Here is a 26,741-nt window from a genome sequence, read left to right as displayed (position 1 = left end):
TGATCCCTTGCCGAACTCAGCAGTGAAACGCAACATCGCCGATGGTAGTGTGGGGTCTCCCCATGTGAGAGTAGGTCATCGTCAGGCTTCTAAACAGAAAGGGTCACCCAATAGGGTGGCCCTTTTTTATTGCAGCTATCATTGCGCCTCTTCAAACCTTTCTCTTTCCAGTGGTCTTGGTGACCGCCTTCTATTGTGTACGATCGTATCAGCTTCTCGGAACTGCCTGATTGCTTCTGAGAATTCAGTCGTGATAATGATGATCTAGGTAAGGGACCCTCGGACCGGGAAATACCAGAGTATGGATGGCCACTGCAATAGGTATCGGGGGAATGGGTTGCTGTGCCTGCCTGGAGAGTGGCCCTGGAGGGACTAGGGCCAGTTGAAATTCAATGAAGCCCCGTTGTCACTGTTTGTTTTGGCCAGAAAGGCAGCAACCGTGAAGTTCGAAGAATAGAAAATATCGCATCCCGGCTCACTCTGCTTTGCCCATCATCACTCCGTTTGGCTGAGATATAAGGCAGCGGCATTGCCGTCTCCATCGGCAAGGATCAGGTCACTCTTCCCATCGCCATTGAGGTCTGCCAGGGCCACTCCCCATGGGTTGGGGATTTTGGCATCTTTAAATCTTATGGTCTCGACTTTCGTTTTATTACCGAGGACAACAAGCAGTTCACCGGACCAGTTGGCAACCAGGGAATCTTCAAGGCCATCGCCATTGATATCACCAACGGCTATCTGCTTGGCGCCTGAGGGAGTGCCTATTGCCGTTTTGTCCGCCTCCCTGAATGTTCCATCGCCGTTCCCTGGAATGAAGGTGACAGAACTGCCATTAGAACCAACGAGAATGTCCAGCTTTCCGTCGCCATTCATTTCCGCCAATTCAACCACAAAGGGGGATGTATAGGGGGCCAGCTTTTCCAGGGTAAAAGACAGGGTACCTGAACCCTTATGGGTCACAATGCCAATCTCCCTCGGGTTGGGAGTCACCATATCTATTTGTCCGTCATCATTGATGTCACCGATAGCAAAGCCGCGATATAGATCTCCGCCCGCATCGATCAGCTGTCCTGGCGTTGCGAAGCTGCCAGTGGCCAGCCCCTTAAAGTAACGCATACCATTGTCATCCCGGCTGTCGACAATCAGGTCTAGTTTCTTGTCGCCATCAAGATCAGCCAACTTAACCACATGTATATGGGGCTTCACATCTATTTTCAGTGGCGATTGAGGCGATGCTTTAAAGCCCCCCTTTCCGTCACCCAACAGCAGGCTAACGTAGTCGGTTTCGTGGTTGGCCACTACCAAATCGGCATTGCCGTCGTTGTTGAGGTCGGCAGCTGCCATATCTGACGGATTCTCACCAACCGGGACACTGCCCACTTTGACTAAATCACCCCGTCCGTTGCCCTGATAAATCGCAGCATTACTGGCGGTATAGCTGGAAAAAATAACATCCACAGCGCCATCAGAATTGAAATCCAGAACGGTAATTACCGGTTGGCCTGCACTCACATTCAGCGGAGTGGGTTTGAAGGTGATATTGTCGATTTCCACGGCCTTTGCCTGGAAAACGAGTGCGTATACCAAAATAAGTAGAGAATACGCCGGATATTTGTGTTGAATCATAGAGTCAACTGTCCTTGATTAACTTTTCAACACTCTATCGCGTAAAAGGGGCTACCGGAAGGCGTCCTTGTCAGCTTAAGGGGAAATAAAGGAAAAACACACTCACTGTCGCTTAAAGCTACCGCTTGATTGAATTATTTGCAAAAAGCGAATACGGTAGCTTTGCTGCCATAGCGCCCAGCCGCTAAACGGGTACAGGCAAAGAAAAAACAGCTAAAAACAGCAAAAAATAGATAAACAGCCAAAGAATACCGCAGTTCTCGTCATTTAACCCGCGAAACGCCCTGTAATGGCGGCGCTCGCGGGAAATCTATAGCTACAACGAATCGTCAATAAATAGGGAAGGACTACATCATGATCGCGTGAGTAAGGCATAGGCGCCACCTCCCGGTGCGGCAACACCAAGAGATGGCTAACCCCGAAAGATAAGATTGGTATCTAGCGAGGCTGTCTTGGATGATACGCCACACATTCGCTCGTCTTCAATAAGGTTCCCCCCTGAAGCCGGGCTCTACTGGCCACCCCCGCCCCTGGCGCCGGGGTGTCCTGTGGCGTAGCGCGACCATTGGTGTGGTACTTTACTTCAGCCGCGCACCGCCCCGGCTACGCGGCCTCTCCCCGGATTTATCTCTCATTTTCCCTAAGGACCGCGCCTGCGGCGAGAGAAACGGCGTAAAGCCAATTGCTTTGTCAGCGCCTTTCCGTCACAGGCGATTCAAGGAGCCTATAAAGATGGCCGTATTCCCCTGTCGATTGTCTGAGCCACTACAACTGGAAAGCTTTTATACCATTACGCCCGTAGCCATCCACGACGATATCGTGGAGTTGGACATTGCGCCATGCGAAGTTGGTCGCCCCCTTTGGCTCAAGCGCTTATTTGAGCTGCAGGAGCAAGCCTGGGAGCTGGCGGACCACCAGGCCATGTTTCCCTCTTCCCATACACCAGCCCAACCTAAACCGAGCAAGCGAAAGCGATCTTGACCCAAGAGTAGGGCGTCACGAAATACGGGGCGCCCAAAGCGGTACCGCCAGTGCCTGCCTTCCCTTGCCTTCACCAAGGGGAGGTAAGCACAGTCTATGTGGCTGCCAGTGGCTTTCCACCCGATACAAAGCTACTTCCTTAGGCGAGATGGAGTATGCCCTGGGGAAAACCGTATTCGGATAGTGGTATCGCTTTGCTGAAGATTTGATCAGATAAGAACCGGAACCTCATTTACCGCACCCCTTATCTTTGGGGGAAAGAACAATATCATCGAGAAAACGGGAAAATACACGAAGCCACAATAATGGTATATTCCAGGGCAGTGGACTCAATGGCCATGTCTCTATTTTGGACAATCGCGCTAATTGCATATAACTATCTGAGTTTAAAGAAAATCTTTGAAAGCTGACACAGAGGTGCTTTCGGGATGGTATTCAGAAGAATAGTGATCACGACAACACTATATAAAAATTAGGGGTTTACAATGTCGAGTTTAATTAAATGGTCTTGCATAGTTGGGAGCCTGCTTCTTTTATGTATGGGGCTGTTTCATGGCTCTGGTTTCAGCTGGATAAGTGGCGAGATTACCCAATCAAATATTGCGCCGGTTTTAAAAGGTATATTTCCTGTTCTTTTTATTCACGTATCTATTCAATTGATAGGACTGGCTATTCTGGGGGCATCCTTAATCTTTTTTCAAAATGGTATTCGGATTATTGCCTCTTTTATAACAATAATGGTAGCAGCTAATGTAGGCTTGGCCTTTTGGCTGGGGGCCTTCATCCCGGGGATTGCCCTATCATGCGCCGCAATCTGTTTTGGCTTTGTAGCGGCACAGCCCGAGGAACAAGTAGTTTCTAAAACTGATTCCTGACAAAAGGCCTGACGAGCACGTACTTTGTGCGCTTCGCACTTCAACTCCGTTCATAAGGCAGGTAATATGAGTTCAGATTATCCATGAAAAGTAGACACCTCATTCCCACAAAATACGTATCTAACTGGAATCAAGCAAAGCAGAGTCGTTACAACCAGTTCACATCAGAAAAAAGGCAGGCTAGCTCTAGCGTGTGTGGATAAATTAAATTCCTCTATCATCGTAAGCGTTGCCATACTGCAAATAGAAATCTCAGGCAAGGACCCTATAAACGAAATTGTCACGTAAAGCATACCTAAATGCATGTCTGCTTATAGTGGGTAAAATTAGTGTACTTTGCCAGCTATGTCTGGTATTTATGGCCGGGTATGTCTTGTATGCCACTGCGTACTAATGGGAGTGGCGCAGAATGAGCATAAAATACGAAGAAAAGGTTCCCAGCCCAAGGGAATACTGTGATCTGCGTGTGAAAGCAGGTTTGTCAGCAAAATCTTTGGAAGCTGCAAGAATTGGACTGCCAAACAGTTTATATGGTATCTCAATCAGAGATGCTGAAACGCTGATTGCAATGGGGCGCGTAGTTGGTGATGCCGCATGTAATTTTGAGGTTGTTGATGTAGCTGTAGATCCAGGTTACCAGGGAAAAGGGCTGGGCAGAAAAGTTATGGAGTATATAGACAGCTATTTGGCCTCAGTGGCACTGGAGGGATCATACATTTCGATGATTGCCGATGAACCAATGTTCTATGAAAAACTTGGCTATCGACTTGTGTTTCCTGCAAGCCAGGGCATGACCAAAAAATTTAAGCCAAATATGCGGTATCAATCTCAAGATTGACTTGCAATGCAAAGTAATTTCGGTTTATATTTTGTTAAGTGATAAAGCTACAGTATATTGGCTTGCCCCGTTATGTTGCCAAGGCTTGTCATTTAAACTTATGTCCTGTTTGGGGGCAGTAAAAGAACAGAGAACCTAACCAATGAATGTCGTAAGAATAACGAATAAAATTGCGCTTGTTACCGTATTTCTGCTGATGTATTGGGTATTTATTTTTATATGTTCATCGGTTTTTGGCTTTAAAGTTTTTGAACGAAATCTGATTGATATATTTTTGTTAAGTATTCTCGGTATATTTGCAATTCTATTTGGTATGACCATTCTCAATATTATGTTTAACCTTACTGCGATAGCTGAGCGGAAAAAAATTGACAGCACTGAGAGTCATCAAAGAAATAAAAAGCCTCTCTATATATTTGTATCTTCATTGGTTGCGTTGTTTATTCTTTTATATTTGGGAGACATTGCAACGTCCAAGAAGCGGGAGAAATACCTTGTCTCATCTGCAGCTGACTTGTTGGAAGAGCAGAAGGGTATAATTATTAGGCTTTCGAATTATACCTTTTCTCGAAATTATATTAAAAGTGCAAGTCAGGATATTAAAATACTGAGCAAAGTCGAGGAGAAATTTCCCAAAGTTACTGTAATTACAAGGGACAGTCTCCTTGGCAAACCACTTTTATTGGGCTTTACAAGTTACATGGGGCTTGGAAAAGATGAAGAGGCGTTAAAGGCTGACTATATTCTCAGTACCTCCAGTGAGGAACGGGAATATTTAAATTCAGTCTTTGACGGTTCTTCCAGCAGTCATAGATTTTCCTCTAACAATGGTAGATATGAAATCTACTATCCAGTTAAAACTGAAAATGGCCAGATAGTTATCCATTTATCCCAGCATATCAGGTATGGAAAGATTGGTTCATAACAAACTGATCAATAATGCGGCAAGGCTGTGCCTCGGCAGTGGGTGAATTGTGAGGCGCAGTGCTCAATTGATATCTTAAAGGCAGGCACCTGACCGAAATCAGTAGAGCATCAAGTTGCCCAAAAATAAAATGGCCAAACCGTTAGCTTTCCCGTAGACGATGTACATTACTGGAATCTGTAGAGTCTGGAAGGTTGGGGGCTGGTTGGGGAAAGTTTAGTATAGTATTGAACTTTCAAATGCAACAAAGTTGTTGCATTGTGGGCTGGTGGCTAAATCTAGCGAAGAAAGAGATCTAAGCGGCTTATTTAAAGCCCTGGGTGACATTACTAGAAGGCGCATAATTGACGAACTAATGATTCGCGATAAGCAGTCATTGTTTGAGATATGCAGCCGTGTCTCTACTGTGCATGGGATTTCTTCCAGTCGGCAAGCGCTTTCGAGGCATCTGGCCGTACTTGAATCGGCGGGAATAATCACTACTGAGTGGAAAGGCACGACTAAACTTCACACCTTAGATAAGACTCGTCTTTCAAACTTAGCATCCGGCTGGCTATCAACTTTTGGAGATTGAATATGAAAATCTACGTAACCAGTGTTTTTGTTGACGACCAGGAAAAAGCCCTTAACTTCTACACTGAAATGCTTGGTTTTGAAACGAAGTAGGATATACCTCTAGGTGAATATCGCTGGCTGACAGTTGTGTCAACAAGTGATCCAAATGGTACTGAACTACTACTTGAGCCTAGTGCCCATAACGCTGTTCCTCCTTTCAAGCAGGCTTTGGTTGAAGATGCAATTCCCTTCGCTTCTTTTCAGGTTGAGGACATCGACTTGGAATTCAAGCGGCTAAGCGACGCCGGTGTTGCGTTTACACAGGAACCCATGGAAGCAGGGAACGTCAAAATGGCGGTGCTCAATGATACCTGTGGAAATTTAATTCAACTTGTTGAAATAAAGTAGGTTATTTCATTAAGACAATGTAAAATGAAGAAGTAGGTCTAACAGGTTGTTGAAAAAGGCATCCTACCTGTTTCAAAACACGAAAAGCGAAAAATGTGATTTTCACTTTTCTCCCAAAATCAACGACTTAGGCGTCGTCGATTTTGCCGGAACATCCATATTCCGGTACCAGGCGTCGAAATTCTTCGAATTTCAACAGCCTGCTAAAGGATTTTTTAATCCACGTACTAAAGCGAGGGTCAGCTAAGTACAATTTTTTGGTAACGGACTGACCGGAGAATCCGCAATTCTGATCATCCTGATCTTTGGTGTGACAGGAAAGGACGTGGTTGATTAAACACGTAACTAGAAGAAAGTTACATACTAGGTTTAGCTTGAATTAGTACTGAGGTGATTGATTTTTTACTTAGTATTGCTGTGCAAAATTCTCTCAATCGTCCGATTTAGTGGATTTTTTCAGGATTGGCGCAGAGTTTTTCGAGACTTTAAATAGAAAAATAATGGTTATAGTAACCACTATATAAATGCTACGGGCCGAAAAGGATAAATGAAATGAAAAAAATAATATTGGCCACACTGGCTTTTATATTTTCCCTGTCCTCATTTGCGCAGGAATTAGAGGAGGTAGTAGTTACCGGTTCTATGCTGGATGGCAACTACTATGAGATGCCGGCCGTTACTATAAAGAAAAAGGCGGACTTCCTTGTCCAGAGAATACGCTTGGTAAATGATTCAAGATCACCCGGCTTGCGTCGTTCTGAGATAAGAAAAACTATCTCTAACTTGATAGATTCTTCGAGAAAGGTCAAAGGCATCGCCCTCTCATATGGTGAAGGGTTTCTAGTTCCGGTAAATTTAAATGACGACTCTCTGGAAATTATTGAAGATCGTAAAAAGTCGGATACAAGTTATGTGAATATATATGCAAAAGTCGCAGTTAATGCCGATAATGATGCAAAAGATCAAATCAATGAGCTGAGGTCATTTGTGTACAGTGCACGTCTGGATGGCCGTACCGAAATTGAAACACAAGGAGATGTAGGCCTAAGTATAGTTTCTCCGGAGCAATACCGCTATGAAATCCTCGGTAAAATAGCAGAGGAAAATAACAAAATAACAGAGGTTGTTGGCGGTACTTGTAAGATAACAGTTGCCGGTCTTGAAGGCCGTGTGGAGTGGGAGAGATCAGATGTTTCTGAGCTGACACTATATATTCCATATGCAACCGAGATAACTTGTTAACCATTAAAAAAGCTGAGGGCTATATCTTATGCTCAGTTCAATGCCATTATTCCTGATTATGACCTGCTCTCCACTTTCTAGTCTACCGCGATCCTAGTAATGTTCGTCACCAACGAGGAAGGTGAACATGAAGAAACGATTCGCCGAAGAGTAGTTCATCCCAATCCTAAAGAGGGCCGAGGCCTGCGTTCTGGTCAGAGAGATTTGCCGCGAGTACAGCATCCCAAATGCCACCTTCCTCACCTGGCGGAAGAAGTACGGTGGCCTGGAGGTGCCTGAATCCCGACGTCTCAAGGCTCTTGGGGAAGAGAATACCCATATTGGTTCGGCCACCAGCGGTAGGCTGCCGACTCGAAGTGCGATATCGAAGCGCAGCTGTTCGTGGTCATTCAGGTCTTCGTAGCCAGTAGCGATGACCAGCAATCGCCGGCGCATCAGTTGTTCACTGGGGTACTCGACACAAGCTTGGCGACGCGAGTCATTCTCGACTTCGGCCAAAGGGCGAGACATATTAAGCCGCTGGTCGCACTCACACAACAGCAGCGGGTCGGTATTGGAGGTCAAATCACCACCTGTGAAATCTACGGTGAGCTTACGGCGGGAAAAAGATGAAAAAAGGAGTTCAGGCTGGTAGTATTCTGTCACGGCGGAATTTCTTATCGGGCTGACTTATACACCGATAATGCTAAAACTTTCCGCCGCTTTTGTGCCTGGGATCATGCAAACTTCGAACTAGAGGAGTTCAGAAAAAATCAGGTTATAAAATGCTATTACCTGAATAGAACCCAATCGCTGAAAATTATTGGCATTGCGGACACATATCGTCCCACTCAACCTCTTTATATAGCTGCAATGAAAGCCGACCGCGCGTTAATAACGGAGACTCGATATTAAAGGTAATCTTCGGCTCTATACTGTTGTAGTGATCATAGCCAAACCACAGTTGAAGAAATCCAAAGTTTGTGATGTTCTCCCATTCACTTTTGAGTTTGTCTTCAAGCTCGATTCTGATATCCGCTGGTACCCAATCGGGTAAATAATCAATAATTTCATGGATGCCAAACACAGAGTACTCAGGCTGAGGTAAATCGTCGATCGCAGTCAGGATAATTTCGTTAATGTTATCCTCGTAATAGTCAATGAAGTTTTCCATTTGTGAAGAAAAATTTTGTGTTTCCAAGGTCAGCACATCGAGAATATCTATAAACAGGCTGGTGTACCATGGAACGTCGATGTCGAGGTTGAATCGAAGATCATCATTGACTCGGAAATTGCTAATTTCTCCCGTATAGGTATTGTAACTACCAATCAACCAAAATTTATTTAGCGTTCTAAAGTGTACATTAGCCTCCAGAATGCCATATTTTTCCACCTCGCCTTTTACGGTGAAATCAAATCCGCCAACTCTAATATCGATAATACTTCCACCAACAGTGCCGTCTAATTCAACACCGATATAGTTGGTCATAGTAAATCTATAGCGTTTAAAATCTACACCACTGTCATCGGCCGCTTCATCAATGGTTGCTTTGATCGCAGCGGATAATTTTTTCTTGATTTCGTAGTGCTCGTGGTAGGGTTTATCCAGTATTCCTGTGTCGCTAACGAAGCCCAAATTTAAATCCCAATAATCGTTAAGGTAGTCGTCGCGTTCTAGAACCAATCGATTAATGGATGAGTCGCCGTAATTAAACGTTAACAAATATCGCTCTTCAACAGGCACCTCATCCCGTGGCCCAGCGAGTGTATAGTTGTTAAGTGTCGTTAAGATAATTAAAAAAGTGAATGACTTAAACAGTCGCATAATCCCTCCTGATCTTGCGAATGTATTTGTGTGGCGCGTACATTATAATACAAACGGTGAAATTTGGTTGGTTAAAAAGAAAGAAATACTTTGGCGGATTATTTTGTTATCGTCGGTGGAAATTGGTGATTATAAAAATGTCGAAATTGTAATTGGTTGTTTTCGACAAAACTGTCGTATAGATACAGTAGCGGAATCTGGATTAGCGCCGCGGGTCGTTCACGAGTTTAGCCAAACAGTGAGACAAACCAAGCCGTTGGCCGTACTCACGCAGCAGCAGAAGACCGGCATTGGATATCAAATAATCACTAGTGAAATCTGCCGTGATTTTGCGGCGAGAAAAAGATGAAAATTGGAGTTTAGATTGGTAGCATTCTGTTACGGCGAAATTTCGAATTGGGCTGTCTTATATATCGGTAATTGTAAGATTCTCTAGCGTCGTGGGTCTGGGACCATATAAAATCTGGGATAAAGGATCAAATGATAGATTCTGAATTGAATCGGTTGCTCCCATGCCATTACAAAGTTGCTAGGGAACGTCTGAATAACTCAACAATCGCTACGGCAGTATCAGTATTTTCTGGTGCGGGCCTGAATTTGACCAAAACAACCCTGAGATTGTTTGTTTTTTCACCTGGAATCTACTTCTCAGCAGATTCCAGGTGCACTGGCCCTAAGCCAGAAGATATTTTTGACTGCGAAGCAGGTTTGACAGACCAGCTAGTACATACAACCGGTTGGTGTTCTTTGCCAACCCACGATANGCATGTTCTACCTTCGCGCGTACGCTTGCCTTGGTCGTTTCAGCTCGCTCAATGTCTGCAAATTTTAGCTGCTTTCGCCTACCAGGCCGCATCGCAATATGCCAATCCAAATTCCTTGATGAGAGTGCCTTCCGGCTTTGTGCACCTGTGTAACCCGCATCCGCCCAGACGCGTTTTTCTTCTCCATGAAGTAGCTTGTCCGCCACATTCAGATCATGCTCGCTAGCTGGTGTGGTTTCGATACTATGAATCAGGCCGAGCGATTCATCGACGCCAATGTGCATCTTCATACCAAAGTGCCATTCGTTGCCCTTCTTTGTCTGGCGCATTTCCGGGTCGCGCTTACCGTCTTTGTTCTTTGTCGAACTCGGGGCTGAAATGATACTGGCATCCACTATACTGCCTTCTCGCAAAATCAGACCGTGCCGGTCTAAGTGCTTATTGACCTTATTAAACAGTTTTTTGCCAAGTTGGTGCTCTTCAAGCAGGTGACGGAAGTTCAGGATCGTTGTCTCATCCGGCACGCGATCCAATCGAATACCGGCAAAGCGACGCATTGACTCTATTTCATACAGAGCGTCTTCCATGGCTGGATCACTCAAGTTGTAGGCCAACTGCATAATATGAATACGCAACATAGCGGGCAGCGGATAAGGTGGCCGACCCATGCCGCCACGGGCATAATACTTGGCGATGGATGACTCCAACTGTCTCCACGGCAACAATTGATCCAGCTTTTCGAGGAACAGTTCACGCCGTGTTTTGCGTTTCTTGATAGTGTATTCGGCTTCAGCGAAGGTCAGTTGGCTCATGATTGAATCTGTGTATGTTGGAAATGGGGTAAATTATGCCAGACTGGAGCAGTTTTTCAGAGGTTCCCTAAGGCTCTACCCTTGTCTGATTACGGTTACCATCCTGCTCTAGTAAATTAATCATTTCCTTTGCCACCAGTGCCGCGGAAGGTAGAAACATTGTTGAGACAATGCGCTGGTCAGAAACAATATCGTGCTTGTCAGGAATATTACTCTTATTGATTACAATGGCTCCGCTTTTTCGCAGTTGAGATTCCACCAGAAATGGCAACAAAGTGCCCTGCTTTGCCCAGGATTTTTCTTTTTCTGTCGAATCAGGGAATCCTGCAATACGCTTTCCCTGCACGAGAAATTTTTCCTTAGCAAGCTTCACCTTGGCAAACACACCGGCTCCATGCCCACAACTTCCTATTACGCCATCCGCCTTGTATATTTCTGCGATAAGATCAAGTAGCTCTTTATTCGACGCCACATCAAACAAGGTGCCATAACCGCCACCAACATATACTGCCTTATATTCCCCCGGATCAACTAAATCTGGAGACAAAGAAGAGTTCGCTTTCTCCAGGAACCCCTCGTACTTTATGGTGTAACTGCTGATACCCAGAGGATCCATCATAAATGGCACCGCACCCCCGGAGGGCGATACAAAATCCACATCATACCCATGAGATATAAAGATATGATACGGTGGAGCATACTCCCAGAGATTATTTCTCGCATCATGCTTTTCCGGGTCTCCCATAGCTTTAATATTTGATGCAACAATTAAAATTTTGTTAGCATCCTCCCCATACACAGGGTAGGCGATAATGCAAAATAGAAGCATGATTGGCACTGCGGTTATTTTTCTCATTATGACTTTAAATCCTCTTCTTTAAGTTAAATTGAATTCAATCCACTTTTGCTCTAGCGAGTTGAATCCAAGATACGTAAATCTGGTATCTTTCTTCTTCGGTCAGCTGGTGGTAACTCATCAGTGCTTCGTCTCTTGGTCGGGAGAAGCGCAGAGTCTACCAGCTGGCTCCTCTCCTTATCCAATTGCACTTATTATCCGAAACCGCGAGTTATGTGGTTCTCAGAAATACAGAATATCCTTCATCTCGCATATCCCGCTCTTTATTTTATTGGTTTAACCCAGAACATAAAATAGTTATTCAATACTCACACTTTTGATTGCGCTTTAATAAAGCATGGTCGGTTTTGCGCTGACCTAAATCGTTCTACACTCCATTTCTTTTACCGGCATCCAGGATTTCGGAAAAATTTCTTTCAGAGATAAAATGGTTTTATCTAGTTCGGCAACCTGCTTTGGATCTTCCCGATCAACTTGAGCTATATGCATCAGGACCAAATTATCAAACTCCCATGCTTTTTTAATAGCGTCGGCAAAGTCGGGGTTATTTACGGAAAAATAGGGGACCAGCAAATAATTGGTCTTGGTGTTTGCAATACCTGCCAGTGAAAGGAGCCCAACCGTTGTCTTTGCATCACCAAGGTGGGTAAAGCTGGCGCCATCTATCTCCACATTATAAATGGAATGATTCTTTTCGGCCTGCGCTACCCCTTGGGCCTCTCTGCCACCATGGTTAACACTGTAGATGGTTATATCAACCCCATTGATCCGGCGCTTAACAGCTTTGCCATTGTGAGTGGGGACCTCCGTCACCAAGCGGTCTGCCAGACCATGGTCTGCCGCGGCAGCATCGATATCAGCCTTGGCCTTGGGTGGCAATACATAAACCGTTTTGTTCCGTCGAGCATGCTCCAGCAAAACATCTGCCTGGAAGTGATCCAAGTGATTATGGGTAGTTAAGGCAACATCGATATCATCAAAGGGGGCGCTTCCCTCTATAAATAGCTCGTAAGCGTCACTGCTTAATGCCGGATAGCCATACATGGCTTTTTTAACCATTGCATCCAAGACTACTGATTTATTTTTTCCTTTAATCAAGAAACCATTATTTGCCAACAGGCAAAGCTCTGTGGCTGAAACGGCAGACGATAGAAAGATGGCCCCGGCCGCAAACAACTGTTTTTTGTTCATAATTTCTCCGTATTGTGATACCGCGAAAGACGGTACACTTTTTCGAAGTAAACACTATAAATTTGCGATCAGCGCCCGCCTGTGATCGATAAAATGCCCAGGTTTACAAAGATAAGAGGCTTTCGCGATAGATAAAACAACGGAACAGTTCGCAGCAGTATTAAGCTATGACGCGTATTTCATTCTTGAAACCAACCTATCAGCAGCTGACCGACGTTATTGGCAGTACCCGAGTAGTCTGTCGGTGGTTCGTCCTTGTGCCATATTAAGCTGGCAATTTTGTGATCTACCGGAATAATATTTACCAAAGTATCAGATTCAGAAAGTAGATGGTGCAGAATTGCCAATATCTGTGACCTTGAGCGCCGCATAGCTGCGGTAATGCTGTTCCTTATTGGAGGAGCCAACTGTGCAAACGCTATGAGCTATTTTTCTCGGATATCGAATTGCTGTTCGCGGCAGATCTGTTTTACTTCCTGTTTGCTCATAACTGCGCCAGTCAAACCACACTGGCACAGAAAGCTTCTTAAACCCTTTGTGCCGCGCTTTGTACAGCCTATGCGAGTTGGCAGTATTTGCTTTTGACGGAGTAACCTCTGGTTTACGTGTCAATGAAAGCGCTCCCGCGCCCTTGCTATGTGTCGGGGATGCTTTTGACGTGGCTTCGAGTGACCTGTCCCTGCCCGGAAAAATGTAGTAATGGCAAAGCCCAAACCCTCTGTCCGGCATTCCGGGCGGAGGATCCTAGGAGCAAAGTAGTCATGGCGGAACTGACAAAAGCACCTGAACTCTGCGTGCAAACCTGGCTGAATACGGATACTGCTCTGTCACTGGATGATTTCCGTGAAAAAGTTGTCGCTCTTTTTGTATTTCAAATGTTGTGCCCAGGCTGTGTGCAACACTCTATACCCCAGGCCGGCCGTGTTCACTCCCTGTTTGATCAAAACGATGTGGTCGTTATCGGTTTGCATTCGGTATTTGAACATCATGCGGCCATGACGGAAGTTTCTCTAAAAGCTTTTTTACATGAATTCCAGATTGAATTTCCAGTGGCTATTGATATGCCATCAGGCAGCGTAGGGGATCCCATTCCAAAGACCATGCGCGCCTATGGTATGGGGGGCACTCCAACACTGATACTGATTGACCGGCAGGGGTATTTGCGCAAACAAAAAATGGGTTATGAGCAGGACCTGACCGTTGGTGCCGAGTTAATGGCCCTGATACGGGAACCATAAGGTAGGCGGGCGACGTGGCTGCAATTGAATATCCACGCTACAAACAATTGCGGCTGGTCCGACAGCCTCTACCGAGCCAATCCTATGGGGTCGATGAACGCCGGGACAAAAGCCCCGGCGCACAGTACTCTGTATGAGCGGAGTTAAAAACTCTCAGCTTGCATCCGGCCCATAGATCACACGGCTGTTCACCTTGACCGTGAGTGGGTGATAGCCGGCCTTGGCCTCTTCAAAAATCCGTACCGCCATCTCCTGTTTGCCACTGTCCACCAGATTGCGGTAGAGGGGGCGCAGGAATTTATTGCGGCCGATGCTGGTGAGGAAGTCTTCCAGGCGCGCAAACGCTGGCTGATAGTCATTGCGCACCGCGATCATCAACCAGCTAAAGGCGATCTCGTTATTTTTTGAATCGGTTAGACCGAAAGCGCCATCCAATTCCCGGAGCTGGGATTCGCTCAGTTTTTCCGGCATACCATCGAGAAAGTATTTCCACTGGTGGAAGGTCCAGTCACTGGTGTCTATATCGGCAGCGGCGATTTCACCGCTGAGCCACTGATCGCGAAGGGGGTCGAGTTTGGTAAATGCATCGGAACGAGGGTGCGGGGCGCCCTCAGGAATCCCCGGCTCGTAAATCCACTGGCGAATGCGCGCTTCGTTCAGCTGTTGCGGGTACTGCTGCAATAGCGTCTGCTGCAGATAGGCTAGAAAATCTTCGGTGGTAATGCTTTCGAATGAGAAGTGGTTGAAGTAATCCAGCAAAAACTGATCGAAGGCTTCGCGGCCTATCTTTTGCTCCAGTTCGTAGAGAAACAGGGAGCCCTTCTCATAGGGGATATTGGAAAATACATCGTCGGGGTCGCGGCCACGGAGGTCGATGGCCATGATCTCATCGCGGTCCTCACGGTCGGCAAGGTCGGCTTCCAGGTCGTCGTAACCCAGTGCCATTTCCATCCGGTAGCGCTCGTCGCCGTAAATGTTCTGCATGATGCGGTTGGTGAGGTAAGTGGTAAAACCTTCGTTCAACCACAAATCACGCCAGCTGGCGTTGGTCACCAGGTTGCCGGACCAGGAGTGGGCGAGTTCGTGGGCAATCAGCGCCACCAGGCTTTTGTCGCCGGCGATGACGGTGGGCGTGATAAAGCTCAAGCGGGGATTTTCCATTCCACCAAACGGGAAGCTGGGCGGCAGGATCAGGAGATCGTAGCGGTCCCAGCGGTAGGGACCATAGACTTTTTCAGTGGCCTCCAGCATGGACTCTGTATCCTCGAATTCTGCCGCTGCGGCATCGAGCAATTCCGGCTCGGCGTAGACGCCAGTGCGCTCGCCCATGGGCTTGAAGTCGAGATCACCCACCGCCAGCGCGATAAGGTAGGAGGGAATCGGCTGCGGCATGGAAAATTCATAGACACCGTCTTTCGCCGCCTGCGGGTCATTGTTGGCGCTCATAACGGCGCGCAGTTCCGGTGGTGTGCGAATAGTGGCGTTGTAGGTCATGCGCACTTTGGGGGAGTCCTGCAAGGGTATGAAGCTGCGCGCGTGGATCGCCTGCGCCTGGGTGAACAGGAAGGGGAAGTCGCCACCGGCCGTTTGTTGCGGCTCCAGCCACTGTACGCCGGAGGCATCGGGGGAGGTGCTGTAGCGAATCGCCACTGTGGTGGCGTTTTGTGGCAATTCGATCGACAGCGGCGTGCCCAGGTGAGGGTCGGTCTTACCCAGGGTGAATTTGACCGGCTGCAGTTGGCTGCCATGCCCGGCCCGCACCGACTCTATATGGAGATCGCGGGTATCCAGGATCAGGGGTTTCTTCTGGTCAGTCAGGCGCTCAAGCTGCAGTTTCGCCTCCCCTTCGATCACTTTGCGATCAAAATGAACCTCCAGATCGAGATCCACATGTTTCACCAGGAAGTCGTCGGTATTGGCGAAGGAGTGGTAGTCCACGCCGGATTCGGGGGCGGCCTGGGCCTGCTGTTGGTCGCCCGGTGATTTGCCCTGTACCGCATCGGCGACTTGGGCAGAACTGGACTCAGGTTCGGATTTTGTACAGCCGCCCGCGAAAGCGAGGGCGCCAATCAACAGGGTGGTATATAGAATTCGGGGCGACATGAGCTGGCTCCAGAAAAGTGTGCTTGTTGACAGGCGCTACAGCATACCCAAAGCGGCGCACCGGGGGAAAGATATCCAGTTCACCGAGCCGCCGCCCCGCGCCGCAGGGCCGCTATTGGGAATCAGTCGAGGCTGAAATCGAAGTCCATTTTTTCGGCGGGGGCCTGGACGTAATAGCCCTGAATATAGTCGGTGCCGGTCTGCCACAGGGTCGGCAGCATACTGGCCTGCTCCACGTGCGGCACTATGACCTTGGTATTGGCGGCGGCCAGCTGCTTGACCAAACCGGCCAGAGTATCACTGCTCTCCCCTTCGTCCTGCACTTCACGGACGAAAGACGGGTCCACCTTGGCGATATCCACCCGCACATGCTCAAGCATCTTGAAAGGATTGAGCCCAGTGCCAAAATGGCAAACCGCTACGCGGCAACCCAGCTCCTGTACCTGCTTGGTAAAATCCCGCGCAGCGTGCAGATGGCTGTCGATATCCTCCTGGCGCAGCTGGAACGACACCAGCTTGGGCGGCACCTTGGCAGCCCTGAAAGCCACCCCCAGCCAGGGTGGCAGCCCGGTGTCTACCAGCGAAGCGACGCTGATGTGCAACAGCAGGGAAACCTCCCGGCCGGCCGCACGCTGGGCGGCGGCGGCCTTGATAGCGGCGAGAATCACCCAGCGGTCCAGCTTGCTGGAGAGGCCGGCGTCGCCCAGGGTCTGCAGGAAGGCTACCGGCGACAGTTCTTCGCTGTTGGCGTCAATCAGTCGCACCAGCACTTCGTAAAGCTGTTCACCGCTGCCCTGCAGGCTGAGTACCGGCTGATACAGCAATTTCATGCTGCCGGATTCCAACGCCTGAATCACGCGGGCCCGGTGATAGGTGTCCGCATCCCCGGCCTGCTCGATGTCCGGCTCGTACAGGGCGCAGCCATTGCCCTCGGTGTGCTTTTTCAGCACCTGGTGATGGGCCTGCAATGCCTGCTCGAGCACTTTTTCCACGCCGGCGGACGCTTCGCTCAGGAGTGAAATACCCACAGAGACAGTTGCCCGCACTGTTTTGCCGGCCGCGTCGAAGATGGTATCGGCTATTTTGCCCAGCAATTCCACCGCGCGCTGCTCGGCGTTGTCCGGTGTGGTCTCCGCCAGCATGAGACTGAAACTCTGCTCGCCGTAGCGCGCCAGTTGGTCACCCCGGCGCAGGGTGGATTGCAGAATCTCCGCCATTTTTTTCAGCACCGCATCGGCCCCCGCCACACCGACGGCTTTTTGCACTGCCTCCTCAAAGCGGTCCACCTCGATGTACATGAGACCGCCGGTGCGGCGCGACCCGGCATTGGATTTAATTGCCGAGTCCAGCATGTGCAGGAAATACTGGCGGTTGTAGAGGCCGGTCAGGGGGTCGCGGTTTTTGATGTCGCTGAGCTGCGCCTCCAGCTGCCCAGTGTCAGCCCCTTTGGCGGCGATGCGTATTTGTATACAGGGTTCATCCTCGTAAACGGTGGCGAGCACCTGGGCGCGAACAGGCAGTGGTTTGCCGGATGCGGTTTTTGCACTGAATTGCCACTCCCGCACTTCCACTTCATTGTGGTCCATCGCACACTGCCGGAGAAATTCGCGCGCCCCTTCCTGCTCGCCGCTGGGGAGCATATCGATCAGCGGCTGATACTCGATCTCGTCGTTGGAATCATAACCAAATCGCTCGGCAAAGGATTCGTTGGCGTAAACGATAAGACCGTCCGAGACATAGGCAATGCCGTCTTTGGAGCTGTCGAGCAGCTCCTTGGCGCGCTGCAGTGTCGCATGGTAACGGCGGTCGTGCAGGCGAGCCTGGCGGCGGTTATCGAGCGCTCCCATCTCGCGCTGAATGACCAGCAACAGGTGTTGATCTTCATCCACGGTAACCACTTCGCGGGCGCCCAGTTTTAATCCCTCGACCACCGGCTGCGCACCGTTGCGCTCGGTCAGCAGCACCACGGGAATGTCCTTTTGCAGTTTATTGATGGTGCGCAGTGCCACCGCGGCAGGAAGCTCCTGACTGTGTTCGGCAGCAATCAGCAGATCCCAGCTTTTGTCCTGCAACAATTTCACCAGGGCCGGTTCGCTGGCCACACGCTGGGCGCGGTTGGGCCGGCCGGCGTTGTTCAGCATGCTTACCAGCCGCTGGGCCTCGGACGGTGTATCGTGAATCAGGAGGAGTCGGATAGTATCGCTGCTGCTCATTATTTTTGCTCTCGCTGCCCACTGCCACAGCGGCGGGGCCGCCACCGACGGTACCGGCCGGAAAAACCCTAAGTTTAGGTCGCCGCCTCGGTCACTTACAAGAGCCCGGTCGCTGCCGGTAGGAGACGGATGTCACAAGCGGGCGAGGAGAAGTAAACAGGATTGGGGGAGCAGCAAAGGTTTTCACCGGCGCACAAGCCCCGAGCAACAATGCCCTCTCGGGAATGGACCCAAGGGCTGCCGGCGGGGCAAGGGATGGTTGAGCGTTAAGTTTAGTGACCGGCATTCATTAAGATGATTTTTGCGCCAATCCTCTTTAGGCTTTAGGTGTAACCACCCGCATTGTGCACGGGGAAGTCTGCCCTCCCGGTGAGATTATTAACCCGGCGACCCAAAATAAGTTGCCAGATTGGTAACCCCTGCATGATCAATCACAGAGGGGTCTTGGACGCTTTTGCGGGAATCTCCCGCACCAGCCTTGGCACCAGATAGCCAGGCAGACACCCGCGCAACTGCTCCAGTAACTCCACCGCCCGGCGGTCCGGAACCTCGAAGTGGGCAGCGCCCTCCACGCGGTCCAGTTGATGGAGGTAGTAGGGTAGAACGCCGGCATCAAACAACGTCTCGCTGAGTCTGGCCAGTACTTCCGCTGAGTCATTGACACCCTTGAGCAACACGGCCTGGTTCAGGAGCGTCACATTACCCCTGCGCAGTCTCTCCAGGGCGGCCCGAACCTCACTGTCGATCTCGTTGGGATGGTTGCAGTGCAGGACCAGCACCGGTTTCAGCCGGGTACCCGCAAACCACTCCAGGAGTCCGCCGGTGACCCGACTGGGTATGACCACCGGCAGGCGCGTGTGCACCCGCAGGGTGCTCAACTGGGGAATAGCGGCCAGTTCGTCAGCCAGCCAGCGAAGCTGTCGGTCGCCGAGCACCAGTGGGTCGCCACCGCTCAGAATGACTTCACGCAACTCGGGCCGGGCGCGGATATAGTCCAACGCCGCCCGCCACTGGGTGCGGTCTGGATGATTCTGGGCGTAGGGAAAGCGGCGCCGAAAACAGTAACGGCAGTTGACTGCACACTGCCCCGCGGCAATCAGCAGCAGGCGGCCGTGGTACTTGTGCACCAGGCCGGGAATCGGGTTAGCGGCCATTTCCGCCAGGGGGTCGGCACTGAAGCCGGGGGTCTGCTCCAGCTCCGCCGCACCGGGCAGCACCTGCAACAGCAGCGGATCGCGGGGGTCTCCGGGCTTTATCCGCTTCAGCAAAGGGCGCGGAACCCGCAACTGGAAATCGCCGCTGGCCCGCAGGGCATCAGGCAGGCTGGCTGGGTTCAGCTGCAGCAACCGGATCAGCTCAGCCGGGTCGGTGACAAGGTCGGCCAGCTGGTCCTGCCAGCGGGGTATATCGGCTGCGGCAGACGATTCGCGGGCGACTATTTCACCGGAAGCTGGAGCGTGCGGTATCATTAAGGACTATTTCCGTTGCGCGAAACGCGCGATTTTTAACCAGCTAGGCAAAAATTGAAAGGGCCGCCAACAGTTCCGGCCCCGCATTTTGTTTGAATTAGAGGATTCCATGGCAAGTTACTCCACCAACGAATTCAGGGGCGGTCTCAAGGTAATGCTGGACGGAGACCCATGCTCCATCGTCGAAAATGAATTCGTCAAACCCGGCAAGGGGCAGGCATTCAACCGCGTCAAGCTGCGCAACCTGAAGACCGGCCGCGTGTGGGAACGCACCTTCCGCTCCGGCGAGAGCCTGGAGGCCGCGGACGTGATGGATCGCGATATGGAGTATCTGTACAACGATGGCGACTTCTACCACTTCATGGAGCCGGAGACCTTTGAACAGCACCAGGCCAGCGCCGACGTAGTGGGCGACTCCGCCAAGTGGCTCAAGGAGCAGGATGTCTGCACGGTTACCCTCTACAACGGGGCACCACTGGCAGTGACCCCACCCAATCATGTAATCCTGGAAATCAGCGATACGGACCCCGGCGTGCGCGGCGACACCGCCCAGGGCGGCACCAAGCCCGCCACCCTGTCCACCGGCGCCGTGGTCAAGGTGCCTCTGTTTCTGGAAATCGGCGAGACCATCAAAGTGGATACCAGGACCGGGGAGTATCTCGGTCGCGCCAAGGAAGACTAAAGCCTGCCGCACCGCTGCTTACGGAGGGCGGCAACCGCGGCCAGCCAGCCCGCTGAGATCAACGCCGGATACACTATGTGGCAACCCACCGCCGGACCGGAAAGCCTGCGCAAGCGCGGGGCATTATTGGGGGGCATCCGCCGCTTCTTCAGCGACCGGTCCCTGTTGGAGGTGGACGTGCCGCTGTTGTCGCGCCGCGCTACCAGCGACCCCCATATCGCGTCGATCACCGCCCAGTGCAACGGCGCGCCCGCCTTTCTCGCCACCAGCCCGGAGTTCGGCATGAAACGACTGCTGGCCGCCGGCGTCGGCGATTGCTACTACCTGGGCAAGGCGTTCCGCGAGGGGGAGTCCGGCGGACGCCACAATCCCGAATTCACCATGCTGGAGTGGTACCGCTGCGGCTGGGATGACCGCCGCCTGATGACGGAAGTGGGGGAGCTACTCTGCAGTTTACTGCACATAACCGATGTGCATGCGCTGAGCTATAGGGATCTGTTCGCGCGGGAACTGGGTCTGGACCCCCACAGCGCCAGCACCGCCGAACTGTGCCACTGTGTGCAGCGAGAAGTGGATGCGGACTATGAGCCAGCCAGCCGCGACGAGTGTCTCGATCTGCTGCTCAGTCACCGGCTGGAGCCCTCCATGGGTGAGGGTATCACCCTGGTGTACGACTTCCCCGCCAGCCAGGCGGCCCTGGCCCGGCTGTCCGAAGACGACCGCGGCACCTTGGTTGCACGCCGTTTTGAGGCCTATGCGGGCGGGATGGAGCTGGCCAACGGCTACTGGGAACTGACCGATGCGGAGGAACAGCAGCGCCGCTTGCGGGCAGACCACAAGTACCGCAGGGCTCACCAGTTGCCGCTTTACCCCTTCGAGGAGCGCCTGGTGCAGGCGCTCCGGGCCGGTATGCCGGAGTGTGCCGGAGTGGCATTGGGGGTCGACCGGATGCTGATGCTGGCGGGGGGTTACGATTCCATCGAGGAGGTCATCGCCTTCCCCATAGAGCGGGCCTGAAACCGGCGCATCCCAATCGAGATGGGGCCCCTAGCGGGCTGTCAGGGCTCGAAACGATACTGGGCAACTTCCCCCACGGCGAAAAAACCGGCTTCCAGCAGCAGCTCCTGTTTATCCGGCGCGGTGAGTGCCACCGCGTGCTTTTGATGGCTGTGGGATGCCTGCTCCAGCAGATGGCAGAAGAGCGCCTTACCGATCCCCCGTTCGCGGTAGGCCTCCAGAGTCAGCAGGTCGTAAAAGCCGAGCGCGTCCGCTGAGGCAAACAGGCAGCCACCGGCTACAGGCTCACTCCCGAGGCGGGCGAGAAACAACTTGAGGCGGCTGCGCTTGGACTCCGGCAGACCGTGCAGGTGATGGTAAAACTTCTTTAGCTGCGGGCCCTCCCGCTCACCGGCAAACTGCGCCGCCTGCAAATCGCCGTACTCCATCAGGTTATCGGCGGTCACCGGCGCTATCTCCAGCCCTCCCCGAAGGTCCTCCGTCAGGCTCTCTTCCATCGCCAGCCGCTGTACCTCCGCCACCATGGCCACCATCGGCTCCCGGCGCGTAAACCCCAGCTCCTCCATCTCGGCATCATCCAGCGGTTTGTTCGCGCAGTGCCAGAGGGTGAAGGGGCTGTGGCGTTCGGCAAAGTATTCCACCACGAAGCGCCGCAAAATCCGCGCCGGCATCACCGTGTTGGTGACTGTGCGGTTCAAGCTGTAGGAGAGCAATCCACTGTCAACGCGCAGTATCCCGGTAATCTCTCTGGTGTGATCCGGGTTGAGCAGACCCGCACAATAGCTGGCATGGGTTTCCAGATTGCGGCAGACCAGATTCTTGGCACTGAGACTGTACTTCATACCCATAAGAATAGCGGCTGTGGGAGAGCGCGACACCCGGGGATGGCTATCACGGCAGCTGCCGATCCACCTGGGTCAGGGCGCAGTGATCCATGGACAGCGCCGGCTCGGCACAGGTCGCCCGGCCTATTTCCCGTGCGGGCACTCCCGCCACCAGTTTCCTGGCCGGCACCGACTTGAGCACAACGCTGCCGGAGGCGATCTGGGCACAACTGCCAATTTCAATGTTGCCCAGCACCTTGCTGCCGGCCCCGATCAACACACCGCAGCGCACCTTGGGGTGACGGTCACCGCTCTCCTTGCCAGTGCCACCGAGGGTGACCGACTGCATGATCGACACATTGTCCTCCACCACCGCAGTCTCACCTATCACGATGCCGGTGGCATGATCCAGCAGTATGCCCCTCCCCAACTGTGCCGCCGGGTGGATGTCGACACTGAACACCATCGAAATCCGGTGTTGCAGGAACAGCGCCAGCGAGCGGCGACCTTCCCGCCACAGCCAGTGGGCCACCCGCCAGGCCTGCAGAGCGTGGTATCCCTTAAAATAGAGAAATGGCTCGTACAGGGATTTACAGGCGGAATCCCGCTGGTAAACGGCTGAGAGATCGGTGCGGGCCGCGGCGCCAATGGCGGGATCCCCCGCCAGTGCCCCGTCGATCACTTCGCGAATCAACAGCGCCGGTGCTACCGGGCTGTCCAGTTTGTTGGCCAGGTGAAAGCTCAGCGCCGCTTCCAGCGTCGAGTGATTGAGAATGGTGGCGTGGAGAAAGCTCGCCAGGATCGGCTCCCGTTCCACCTGAAGGGTCACTTCCGCGCGAATTCTCTGCCACAAGGCCTCCTCCGCAGCAGCCGGTGTGTGCGCCTGCATCAATACCCCTCCCTATCAAACTGCGCCCAGCACCAGGGGCGGCTCCTGCAGTGCCGCCTGTTGCTCGCGCAGAGCCAGAATGTGTTCCGCCCAATAGCGCGGCGAGTTGAACCAGGGAAATGCCAGCGGAAACGCCGGATCCTGCCAGCGGCGCGCCAACCAGGCAGCGTGGTGTATCTGCCGCAGGCAGCGCAGGGGCTCAATCAGTTGCAATTGTTGCGGATTGAATTCGGTAAAGGTTTCATAGCCCTCCACCACGGTATCCAGACAGGCGGTCTGCTCCGCGCGGCTGCCGGAAATCAGCATCCAGATATCCTGGATCGCCGGGCCGCTGAGACAGTCGTCCATATCCACAAACCAGGGAGTGCCGTCACGCCATAGAAAATTGCCACTGTGGCAGTCACCGTGCAATCGCAGATTTTGCCACTCGCGCTCAAACAGTGGCCTGATGGTATCGATAATATCCGCGCTGATGGAGGCGTAAGCATCGCGGTTCTCCCGCGGCAGGAAATCCCCCTGCAGAATAAACGCGCGGCTGTCCACGGCAAAGTGCTGCAGGGTGAGTCCCGGGCGACAGCTGAAGGAGCGTGCCGCACCGACGGCGTGAAGGCGACCGAGCATGGTGCCCACCTGCTCCAGGTGCTCCAGATTGTCCAGTTCCAGCTGGCGCCCGCCGCGGCGCGGGAAAAGAGCAAAACGGAAGCCGTTGAATTCCATCAGTGTCCGCCCCTCAAACTGCAGCGGGGCCACCACGGGGATCTCGGCTGCCGCCAGCTCCAGGGAGAATTCGTGCTCTTCCAGTATTTGCGCATCCGTCCAGCGGCCGGGACGATAGAATTTGGCGATCAGCGGCTCGCCCCCCTCGATCCCCACCTGGTAGACGCGGTTTTCATAGCTGTTAAGGGGAAATATTCGCGCGTCTGACAGCAGTCCCAGGGACTCCACACTGTCGATCACTACATCGGGTGTCAGCGTTTCATAGGGGTGATGACTTTGGGACATTGCGGCTACCGACGGGGTTGCGGCTCGCTATGCTACGCCTTTCCCCCCGCGGGAACAAACAGAACCCGAAACTGCCGGGTGCTCACCCCACCGGCTGCGCCTCCTGGCTCTCTAGCAGGTTGTTGAAAAAGGCATCCTGCCTGTTTCAAAATACGAAAAGCGAAAAATGTGATTTTCACTTTTCGCCCAAAATCAACGACTTAGGCGTCGTCGATTTTGCCGGAACATCCATATTCCGGTAGCAGGGCTATCTCAGTTAGTGTCAACAGACCCTAGCAAGCGGGCAATTTTGTCGCGGCCGAAAACCTGCGCGAAACCGGCAGCGGAGTTGCCGGCCTTGTTGCGGTGCTGCAGGTCGCAATCCCGCTGAATCAAGGTGCGGGCCAGAGCGAACTCACCGCGAAAGATCGCCGCCATCAGAGCGGTATTGCCCCGGTTGTCCTCGGCGCAGGCGTCGGCGCCCTGGGCCAGCAGATAGTTCGCCGCTTCGCTATTGCCGTGGTAGGTGGCGATCATCAGTGCCGTGTAGCCCTTGGGGTTCCTGACATCCAGGGGAAAGCCCGCCTCGGCGAACTCACTCAATACTTCGATATTGTCGCTGCGCGCCGCGGCGAAATAATAGGGCAGCAGGTCCTCAAATCGGGACTCTGACCCCCCCTCAGCGGCATGGCTGCTCAGGGTCAGCAACAACAGTGTGACTAATAGGCTTCTCATCGCTACATCTCCTTAAACAGCCGGGCGGGCCCGCCGCCCGGCCTCGGCATCAGGTATTGCTGAGCCGTTCAACTTTTTTCAGATCGGCACCGACTGCCTTGGTCAGGCGCTCACCGAAACCCTTGTCCGCGCGATAAAAGAAACTGAGCATAATGTGCTTGGTATCGCTGTCGCGTACCCTGCTCAGATCACTGGCCAGGTTTTCGATCAGGTGCTGTTGCTGCTGGCTGTCGAAGCTGCGGTAGAGCACACCGGCCTGGGCGAAAGGCTGCTGCTTGGCAATCGCCTGCTGTTGAGTGCTGCCCGACAGCGCCGTGGGAGTGTAAAGTCCGCGGCGATCCTCCAGGCGCGGCTCCAGACGGCTCGGCTGATAGTTGACATCGGATTTCTGATGCCCGTGGTTACCCGCACCATCCTGATTCCAGTTGGCCACCGCTACCCGCGGGCGATTGATCGGCAACTGCTGATGATTCGGCCCCAAGCGATACATCTGGGTATCGGCATAGGAAAATATACGACCCTGCAGCAGGCGATCTTCCGAAGGTTCAATACCGGGCACGAGATTGGCCGGGGCGAAAGCCGACTGCTCTGTTTCCTGAAAGAAATTGTCCGGTGTGCGGTTCAAGGTCATGGTGCCGACTTTCATTTCTTCCACATCGAGCCACATTTTGGTCGCGTCCAGCGGATTGTAATCAAAGTCATCCAGTTGCGACGGCTTCAGCACCTTGATATACAGGTCCCACTGTGGGTAATCGCCCCGCGCAACCGCATCGTACATATCCCGTGTGGCATGGCTGAAATCCCGCCCCTGAATGTCCGTCGCCTCTGCTGCGGTCAGGTTGTTGATGCCCTGGCGGCTCTTCCAGTGAAACTTCACGTAGTGTGTCTCGCCCTTGCGGTTGATCAGCTTGTAGGCGTGCACACCGAAACCGTCCATCTGGCGCAGGTTGGCGGGGGTACCAAAGTCCGAGTAAACCCAGGTGAGCATATGGGTGGATTCCGGCACATGGCTGAAAAAGTCAAAGAAGCGGTTGGGATCCTGCTGATTGGTGACCGGCGACGGCTTCAGGGAATGAACCATGTCGGGAAATTTGATCGCATCGCGAATAAAGAAGACCGGCAGATTGTTTCCCACCAGGTCCCAGTTGCCTTCGCGAGTGTAAAACTTGGTGGCAAAACCCCGCGGATCGCGCAGGGTTTCCGGTGAACCCTTGGAATGAATCACGGTGGAGAAGCGCACGAAAACCGGGGTCTTTTCACCGCGCTTAAATACCTCTGCACTGGTGAGATCGCGTATATTCCTGGTCGCCACGAATTCGCCGTGAACACCGGTACCACGCGCGTGCACCACCCGCTCCGGAATCCGTTCGCGGGCAAAGCGCTGTAATTTTTGGATAAGCTGCACATCCTGCAACAGGGTGGGCCCATTAGCTCCCGCAGTCTGGGAGTTCTGATTGTCCCCCACCGGTGCCCCGTTGTCGCGGGTCAGGGTTTGCGCATTGACACTGCCTATCAGGCCAATAGAAAAAAAAAATATAAGAGTTTTTTTCATCAAAGTTACCGCCTCTGGTGTTCTGTCCGACTAAATGTCCGAGCCCAGTAAATCTTATGCAGACTGATTAAGGAAATTGTTCATGGTTATAGTTTTGATAGAGCACGGCTATTCTGTTGGGCAGAGTGCAGACGCGGTGAGCCGATCGGGAGAAAGCTGGA

23 protein-coding genes, 1 rRNA gene and 4 pseudogenes are annotated in these 26,741 nt (G+C 52.2%); 13 read left to right on the top strand and 15 right to left on the bottom strand.

Translation table 11 applies throughout. The features are described from left to right. A 5S ribosomal RNA gene (rrf, locus tag ABVT36_RS07375) occupies positions 1 to 87 on the top strand; the annotation flags it as partial. A 408-nt stretch (positions 88 to 495) separates the two neighbouring features. On the opposite strand, the gene ABVT36_RS07370 is transcribed toward rrf, so the two are convergent. After that, positions 496 to 1,626, bottom strand: coding sequence for an FG-GAP repeat domain-containing protein (locus ABVT36_RS07370; RefSeq protein WP_368455984.1), 1,131 nt, complete (start codon positions 1,624 to 1,626; stop codon positions 496 to 498). A 732-nt stretch (positions 1,627 to 2,358) separates the two neighbouring features. Between ABVT36_RS07370 and ABVT36_RS07365 the strand changes: the two genes are divergently transcribed. The 8 genes and pseudogenes from ABVT36_RS07365 to ABVT36_RS07330 form a co-directional block, all read left to right on the top strand. Further along, complete coding sequence (locus tag ABVT36_RS07365) at positions 2,359 to 2,607, top strand: hypothetical protein (protein ID WP_368455983.1); 249 nt, start codon at positions 2,359 to 2,361, stop codon at positions 2,605 to 2,607. Positions 2,608 to 3,092: 485 nt separating this feature from the next. Next, positions 3,093 to 3,482 (top strand): hypothetical protein, encoded by a 390-nt coding sequence (locus ABVT36_RS07360; RefSeq protein WP_368455982.1) that lies wholly within the window; start codon positions 3,093 to 3,095, stop codon positions 3,480 to 3,482. 409 nt (positions 3,483 to 3,891) lie between these two features. Further along, the gene (locus ABVT36_RS07355; RefSeq protein WP_368455981.1) at positions 3,892 to 4,320 is read left to right on the top strand and encodes a GNAT family N-acetyltransferase; all 429 of its coding nucleotides are present in this window, start codon (positions 3,892 to 3,894) and stop codon (positions 4,318 to 4,320) included. Positions 4,321 to 4,462: 142 nt separating this feature from the next. Then, the gene (locus ABVT36_RS07350) at positions 4,463 to 5,245 is read left to right on the top strand and encodes a hypothetical protein (RefSeq protein WP_368455980.1); all 783 of its coding nucleotides are present in this window, start codon (positions 4,463 to 4,465) and stop codon (positions 5,243 to 5,245) included. Positions 5,246 to 5,513: 268 nt separating this feature from the next. Continuing rightward, the gene (locus ABVT36_RS07345; protein WP_368455979.1) at positions 5,514 to 5,819 is read left to right on the top strand and encodes an ArsR/SmtB family transcription factor; all 306 of its coding nucleotides are present in this window, start codon (positions 5,514 to 5,516) and stop codon (positions 5,817 to 5,819) included. A gap of 2 nt (positions 5,820 to 5,821) precedes the next feature. Then, positions 5,822 to 6,208 (top strand): annotated as a pseudogene (locus ABVT36_RS07340) (VOC family protein). Between the two features lie 552 nt (positions 6,209 to 6,760). Then, positions 6,761 to 7,450 (top strand): hypothetical protein, encoded by a 690-nt coding sequence (locus ABVT36_RS07335; RefSeq protein ID WP_368455978.1) that lies wholly within the window; start codon positions 6,761 to 6,763, stop codon positions 7,448 to 7,450. 157 nt (positions 7,451 to 7,607) lie between these two features. Next, positions 7,608 to 7,763, top strand: a pseudogene (locus tag ABVT36_RS07330) (transposase); the annotation flags it as partial. Positions 7,764 to 7,813: 50 nt separating this feature from the next. Here ABVT36_RS07330 and ABVT36_RS07325 read toward each other — a convergent pair. Then, positions 7,814 to 8,095, bottom strand: a pseudogene (locus ABVT36_RS07325) (transposase); the annotation flags it as partial. A gap of 154 nt (positions 8,096 to 8,249) precedes the next feature. Further along, positions 8,250 to 9,254, bottom strand: a complete 1,005-nt coding sequence (locus ABVT36_RS07320) for a hypothetical protein (RefSeq protein ID WP_368455977.1) — start codon at positions 9,252 to 9,254, stop codon at positions 8,250 to 8,252. Between ABVT36_RS07320 and ABVT36_RS07315 the strand changes: the two genes are divergently transcribed. Next, positions 9,232 to 9,603, top strand: a complete 372-nt coding sequence (locus ABVT36_RS07315) for a hypothetical protein (RefSeq protein WP_368455976.1) — start codon at positions 9,232 to 9,234, stop codon at positions 9,601 to 9,603. The two genes, ABVT36_RS07320 and ABVT36_RS07315, sit on opposite strands and share 23 nt — an antisense overlap. 292 nt (positions 9,604 to 9,895) lie before the next feature. Here ABVT36_RS07315 and ABVT36_RS07310 read toward each other — a convergent pair. The 4 genes and pseudogenes from ABVT36_RS07310 to ABVT36_RS07295 form a co-directional block, all read right to left on the bottom strand. Beyond that, a pseudogene (locus ABVT36_RS07310) lies at positions 9,896 to 10,830 on the bottom strand (IS5 family transposase). A 67-nt stretch (positions 10,831 to 10,897) separates the two neighbouring features. Next, positions 10,898 to 11,686: a type 1 glutamine amidotransferase domain-containing protein gene (locus tag ABVT36_RS07305; protein WP_368455975.1), complete on the bottom strand. Its 789-nt coding sequence runs from the start codon at positions 11,684 to 11,686 to the stop codon at positions 10,898 to 10,900. A 357-nt stretch (positions 11,687 to 12,043) separates the two neighbouring features. Then, positions 12,044 to 12,877, bottom strand: coding sequence for an MBL fold metallo-hydrolase (locus ABVT36_RS07300; protein ID WP_368455974.1), 834 nt, complete (start codon positions 12,875 to 12,877; stop codon positions 12,044 to 12,046). A 318-nt stretch (positions 12,878 to 13,195) separates the two neighbouring features. Next, the gene (locus tag ABVT36_RS07295) at positions 13,196 to 13,489 is read right to left on the bottom strand and encodes a hypothetical protein (RefSeq protein WP_368455972.1); all 294 of its coding nucleotides are present in this window, start codon (positions 13,487 to 13,489) and stop codon (positions 13,196 to 13,198) included. A gap of 149 nt (positions 13,490 to 13,638) precedes the next feature. Between ABVT36_RS07295 and ABVT36_RS07290 the strand changes: the two genes are divergently transcribed. Then, entirely contained in the window at positions 13,639 to 14,115 is a 477-nt protein-coding gene (locus tag ABVT36_RS07290; protein ID WP_368455971.1) for a redoxin domain-containing protein, read from the top strand. A gap of 153 nt (positions 14,116 to 14,268) precedes the next feature. Here ABVT36_RS07290 and ABVT36_RS07285 read toward each other — a convergent pair whose 3' ends face one another. From ABVT36_RS07285 to epmB, 3 genes are all read right to left on the bottom strand, one after another. Next, positions 14,269 to 16,218, bottom strand: a complete 1,950-nt coding sequence (locus ABVT36_RS07285) for a M1 family metallopeptidase (RefSeq protein ID WP_368455970.1) — start codon at positions 16,216 to 16,218, stop codon at positions 14,269 to 14,271. Positions 16,219 to 16,340: 122 nt separating this feature from the next. After that, positions 16,341 to 18,431, bottom strand: coding sequence for an EAL domain-containing protein (locus ABVT36_RS07280; RefSeq protein WP_368455969.1), 2,091 nt, complete (start codon positions 18,429 to 18,431; stop codon positions 16,341 to 16,343). A 431-nt stretch (positions 18,432 to 18,862) separates the two neighbouring features. Continuing rightward, complete coding sequence (gene epmB, locus ABVT36_RS07275; protein ID WP_368455968.1) at positions 18,863 to 19,900, bottom strand: EF-P beta-lysylation protein EpmB; 1,038 nt, start codon at positions 19,898 to 19,900, stop codon at positions 18,863 to 18,865. 109 nt (positions 19,901 to 20,009) lie between these two features. On the opposite strand from epmB, the gene efp reads away from it, so the two are divergent. Together efp and epmA are read left to right on the top strand one after the other, a co-directional pair. After that, a complete protein-coding gene (gene efp / locus ABVT36_RS07270; protein WP_367150125.1) occupies positions 20,010 to 20,582 on the top strand; it encodes an elongation factor P in 573 nt (190 codons plus the stop codon). A 75-nt stretch (positions 20,583 to 20,657) separates the two neighbouring features. Next, on the top strand, positions 20,658 to 21,599 hold the full coding sequence (epmA, locus tag ABVT36_RS07265) for an EF-P lysine aminoacylase EpmA (RefSeq protein ID WP_368455967.1): 942 nt from the start codon (positions 20,658 to 20,660) through the stop codon (positions 21,597 to 21,599). A 41-nt stretch (positions 21,600 to 21,640) separates the two neighbouring features. On the opposite strand, the gene ABVT36_RS07260 is transcribed toward epmA, so the two are convergent. From ABVT36_RS07260 to ABVT36_RS07240, 5 genes are all read right to left on the bottom strand, one after another. After that, positions 21,641 to 22,447 (bottom strand): GNAT family N-acetyltransferase, encoded by an 807-nt coding sequence (locus tag ABVT36_RS07260; protein WP_368455966.1) that lies wholly within the window; start codon positions 22,445 to 22,447, stop codon positions 21,641 to 21,643. 43 nt (positions 22,448 to 22,490) lie between these two features. Then, complete coding sequence (gene cysE / locus ABVT36_RS07255; RefSeq protein ID WP_368455964.1) at positions 22,491 to 23,312, bottom strand: serine O-acetyltransferase; 822 nt, start codon at positions 23,310 to 23,312, stop codon at positions 22,491 to 22,493. Between the two features lie 15 nt (positions 23,313 to 23,327). Then, on the bottom strand, positions 23,328 to 24,314 hold the full coding sequence (locus tag ABVT36_RS07250; protein WP_367150120.1) for a serine/threonine protein kinase: 987 nt from the start codon (positions 24,312 to 24,314) through the stop codon (positions 23,328 to 23,330). 252 nt (positions 24,315 to 24,566) lie between these two features. Further along, positions 24,567 to 25,028 carry an ankyrin repeat domain-containing protein gene (locus ABVT36_RS07245; RefSeq protein WP_368455963.1) on the bottom strand — a complete coding sequence of 154 codons (462 nt, stop codon included), beginning with the start codon at positions 25,026 to 25,028 and terminating at the stop codon, positions 24,567 to 24,569. Positions 25,029 to 25,077: 49 nt separating this feature from the next. Then, on the bottom strand, positions 25,078 to 26,580 hold the full coding sequence (locus tag ABVT36_RS07240; RefSeq protein WP_368455962.1) for a catalase: 1,503 nt from the start codon (positions 26,578 to 26,580) through the stop codon (positions 25,078 to 25,080). Positions 26,581 to 26,741 lie beyond the last annotated feature (161 nt).

It is taken from the genome of Microbulbifer sp. TYP-18, assembly GCF_040932045.1.
Classification (GTDB): domain Bacteria; phylum Pseudomonadota; class Gammaproteobacteria; order Pseudomonadales; family Cellvibrionaceae; genus Microbulbifer.
This window is presented reverse-complemented; position numbering and strand designations above follow the sequence as displayed.